Raw genomic sequence first — 3,042 nt, forward strand, 5'->3', positions numbered from 1 at the left:
CCCCAAGTAAGCGGATCCCACCCCCGACGCGTATAGGGAGTGTGAAGGAGCTGGAGTTCGCGGAGTTCTACAGCAGTAGCCGGGACCTGTGCCTCAGGGCCGTGCTCGCCGGTGTGGGGGAGCGGCAGCTCGCCGAAGATCTGGTGGCCGAGGCGTTCACCCGGGCGTGGGTGGCCTGGCCCAAAGTCGGGCGGCATCCGGCGCCCCGGGCATGGGTCGTGCGTACGGCGTTCAACGCGCGAGTCTCGTGGTGGCGGCGGAGACGGCGCGAGGTGGCTCTCGACGATGCCGGGCACGACCGGGCCGCACCCGCGGTCGCCGAGGCCGGCCTCGACCCCGCGCTGCTCGTCCTGCTGCGCCAACTGCCGCGCCGGCAGCGGGAGGTGATCGCCTTCCGGGTCTTCCTGGACCTCGACACCGAGGCGACGGCAAAGGCCCTGGGGATCGCGCCCGGCACCGTCACCGCCCACCTGTCACGGGCCGTCGCGACCCTGCGCGGCCATCTCGTCACCCCGGAGGCCTGACCATGACCGAACACGACACGGACGTAACCGACGTACTCGACGCGCTGCGGACCTCGTTCGCCGACGTCACTCTCGACACTCCCGTCGAGCGGGTCGTCGCCGCCGGACGCGCGCGGCGGAGCAGGCGGCGCGTCGTCGCCGTGGTGGGCGCGGCGGCCGTGACCGCGCTGGCGCTGGGCGTGTCCACCTACGGCAACCCGTCCACGGCGCCCCCGTCGGACGAACTCGCCACCGGCGCGGGCACCGTGCACATCCACACCGCCGCCTACGCCGTCGACAGCCTCAAGAACGGTTCCGTCAGGGTGAGTTGGGACAAGCAGGCCTACTTCGACGATCACGCGGGGCTGGAGAGGGCGCTGGACGAGGCGGGGTTCCCGGTGCTCATCAAGGTGGGCGAGTTCTGCAGGGGGATCGACGATCCGGCGACGCTTGACCGGCATGGCTCCGGGCCCGGCGTCGAGAAGGTGCGCACCGCCCACCGGGAGGCTGACGACCGGGTCGTCTTCGACTTCCATCCCGCTGCTGTGCCCACCGGGAAGCAGTTCTTCATCGGTTATCTGTCGGCCGCTCAGTTGAAGGTCACCGGCGGTCGGCCCGGTTCCGTCGAGCGCATCGTCCCCGCGGACACGGGGCGGTTGACCTGTTCCAGCGACCTGCCGAAGTTCGGCTGAGCGGGTTCTCCGTCAGGTGACGGTCAGAAGCCGTGACATGAGGCTGATGAACTGGCGTCGCTGGGCGGCTGTCAGGGGTGCCAGGACGTCCTCCTGGATCTGGTCGACCACGGCGTCGAGGTCGAGGAGGACGTCCACGCCCTGAGGCGTGATCGTCACGATGTTCCGGCGCCTGTGGTCGGGGTCGACCCTGCGTTCGACGAGGCCGCGCGCTTCGAGCTCGGTGAGTGCCGCGGTGACGTCGCTCCGGTCGATCCCGGTGTCGCGGCCGAGGTCGGCCTGGCTCGCGGGCCCCCACTGTTCGAGTGCGGCGAGCAGCCGGTAGTGGTAGCTGCGCAGGCCGTCGCCCCCGGCTTCGAATCCGGCGGTGAGCAGTGCCGTGGAGCGCGCGTAGGCGCGGCTGACGAGCCAGGTCGGGCGGTCCTTGAGCCGATCCGGCGTACGGCCGGGCTGAACGGGATGCGCGGGCATGCCCTCAGATTACCGATTGTGGGTGCGGCCAACAACGTCTATGTTGGATGAGCCAACATTGGATGAGCCAACATTGGACAGGCTGGCATTGGACGGGCCGACATCGGCCGGGTTGGCAGCGGATCCGTCATCAAGGAGATGTGACGATGAACTCCACGCCCACCGACACACCCGATCGCATCCTCGTGGTCGGCCGCAGCCCCGGCGTCCTCGTCGCCGCGGTCGATCTCCTGCGCGCCAAGGGCTACACCGCCGACGCGACCAACCAGTTCGACCGGGTTCTCGACGACTACGACGTCACAGGCCTCGACGTACTGGTCTTCGGCGGGATGGTCCCTGCCGACACCAAGGAGTACCTGCGCGCGGAGGTCGCGAGGCGCAACCCGCGGGTGACCTTCGTCCAGGGACTCGCCGGTATCGCCGGTGTCATCGCCGCCCAGGTCGAGGCCCTCACCGTCGACGGGCGACAAGGCCCGGACGGTGGTGCCGAGATCACCTACGACGTCGGCCGCCGGTCCGTGCGGCTGACGCTCGGTGAACCCGCGCACGTCACCGTCGACGCCCTGTGGCTCACCTCGTTCGTGCCGCCCGAGCCCAGGAGCACCTCGCTGCGGGTCTTCGACGGTGATCACGGCGCGGGAGCCCACGTCATCCCGCTGCCCGACCAAGTGCCGTTCGAAGCCTCCTTCGTCACCGTCGCCGTCGACGACCTGGTCCGCGTGTTCACCGTCGGAGCGATGCCCACCGCGGTCACCCGGATGGCCCCCACCTCGGCGAACGACAGGCGGCTCCCCGAAGTCGACCAGGTCACCACCACCAGCAGCAGCGACGACACCTAGACCTGACGAAGCACTACTAGCCCGTGACCCGCAGCAGCAGCTTCCCGGTGCTGGTCCGCGTCCCCATCACCCGATGTGCCTCCGCCGCCTCCTCCAATCCGAACTCCGCCGTCACCGGCAACGACACCGTGCCGTCGGCCACCGTCGCGAACGCCCGCTCGGTCAGGGCGCGTAGGGCCGCGGGGTCGGTCTGGGCCAGGGTGAGGATCGAGAAGCCGGAGACGGAGAGGGCGCCGGGGTACAGGTCGGGCTGGCCCACCTGCCACGGTGGCGCCGAGCTCGCGTTGCCGAAGGAGACCAGGCGGCCGTAGGTCGTGAGGGAGGCCAGGGCGGCGCGGAGGGTGTCGCCGCCGACCGGGTCCAGGGCCAGGTCGACCCCGCGGCCCGACGTCGCCGCCCGTACGGGAGCCTCGAACTCGCCCACGAATACGTCGTCGTAGCCGTACCGCCCCGCGAACTCCGCCTTCGCCGCGCTCGATACGACCCCGTACACCGCACCGGCCCCCGCCGCCCGCGCCAACTGCCCCACCACCGTGC

At 70.6% G+C, this 3,042-nt stretch carries 5 protein-coding genes; 3 read left to right on the forward strand and 2 right to left on the reverse strand.

The window, feature by feature from the left end:
* Nucleotides 1–524: sigma-70 family RNA polymerase sigma factor (locus JHN45_RS51440; RefSeq protein WP_236585048.1), on the forward strand; the 524-nt coding region annotated here is incomplete at its 5' end.
* A gap of 2 nt (nt 525–526) precedes the next feature.
* Nucleotides 527–1,195, forward strand: a complete 669-nt coding sequence (locus JHN45_RS51445; protein WP_200717456.1) for a hypothetical protein — start codon at nt 527–529, stop codon at nt 1,193–1,195.
* A gap of 12 nt (nt 1,196–1,207) precedes the next feature.
* On the opposite strand, the gene JHN45_RS51450 is transcribed toward JHN45_RS51445, so the two are convergent.
* Nucleotides 1,208–1,666 (reverse strand): MarR family winged helix-turn-helix transcriptional regulator, encoded by a 459-nt coding sequence (locus tag JHN45_RS51450; RefSeq protein WP_200717455.1) that lies wholly within the window; start codon nt 1,664–1,666, stop codon nt 1,208–1,210.
* A gap of 146 nt (nt 1,667–1,812) precedes the next feature.
* Between JHN45_RS51450 and JHN45_RS51455 the strand changes: the two genes are divergently transcribed.
* Nucleotides 1,813–2,505 (forward strand): hypothetical protein, encoded by a 693-nt coding sequence (locus JHN45_RS51455; RefSeq protein WP_201056390.1) that lies wholly within the window; start codon nt 1,813–1,815, stop codon nt 2,503–2,505.
* A gap of 16 nt (nt 2,506–2,521) precedes the next feature.
* Here JHN45_RS51455 and JHN45_RS51460 read toward each other — a convergent pair.
* Nucleotides 2,522–3,042 (reverse strand): zinc-binding dehydrogenase (locus JHN45_RS51460; RefSeq protein ID WP_201056392.1); only part of this gene is annotated, 521 nt, incomplete at its 5' end.

Source organism: Streptomyces sp. MBT53 (assembly GCF_016654115.1).
Taxonomy (GTDB): domain Bacteria; phylum Actinomycetota; class Actinomycetes; order Streptomycetales; family Streptomycetaceae; genus Streptomyces.

Bases quoted from the DNA above. Each gene is read 5' to 3' on its own strand.
- JHN45_RS51445 (WP_200717456.1), top strand. From the start codon at position 527: ATGACCGAACACGACACGGACGTAACCGACGTACTCGACGCGCTGCGG.
- JHN45_RS51450 (WP_200717455.1), bottom strand. From the start codon at position 1,666: ATGCCCGCGCATCCCGTTCAGCCCGGCCGTACGCCGGATCGGCTCAAG.
- JHN45_RS51455 (WP_201056390.1), top strand. From the start codon at position 1,813: ATGAACTCCACGCCCACCGACACACCCGATCGCATCCTCGTGGTCGGC.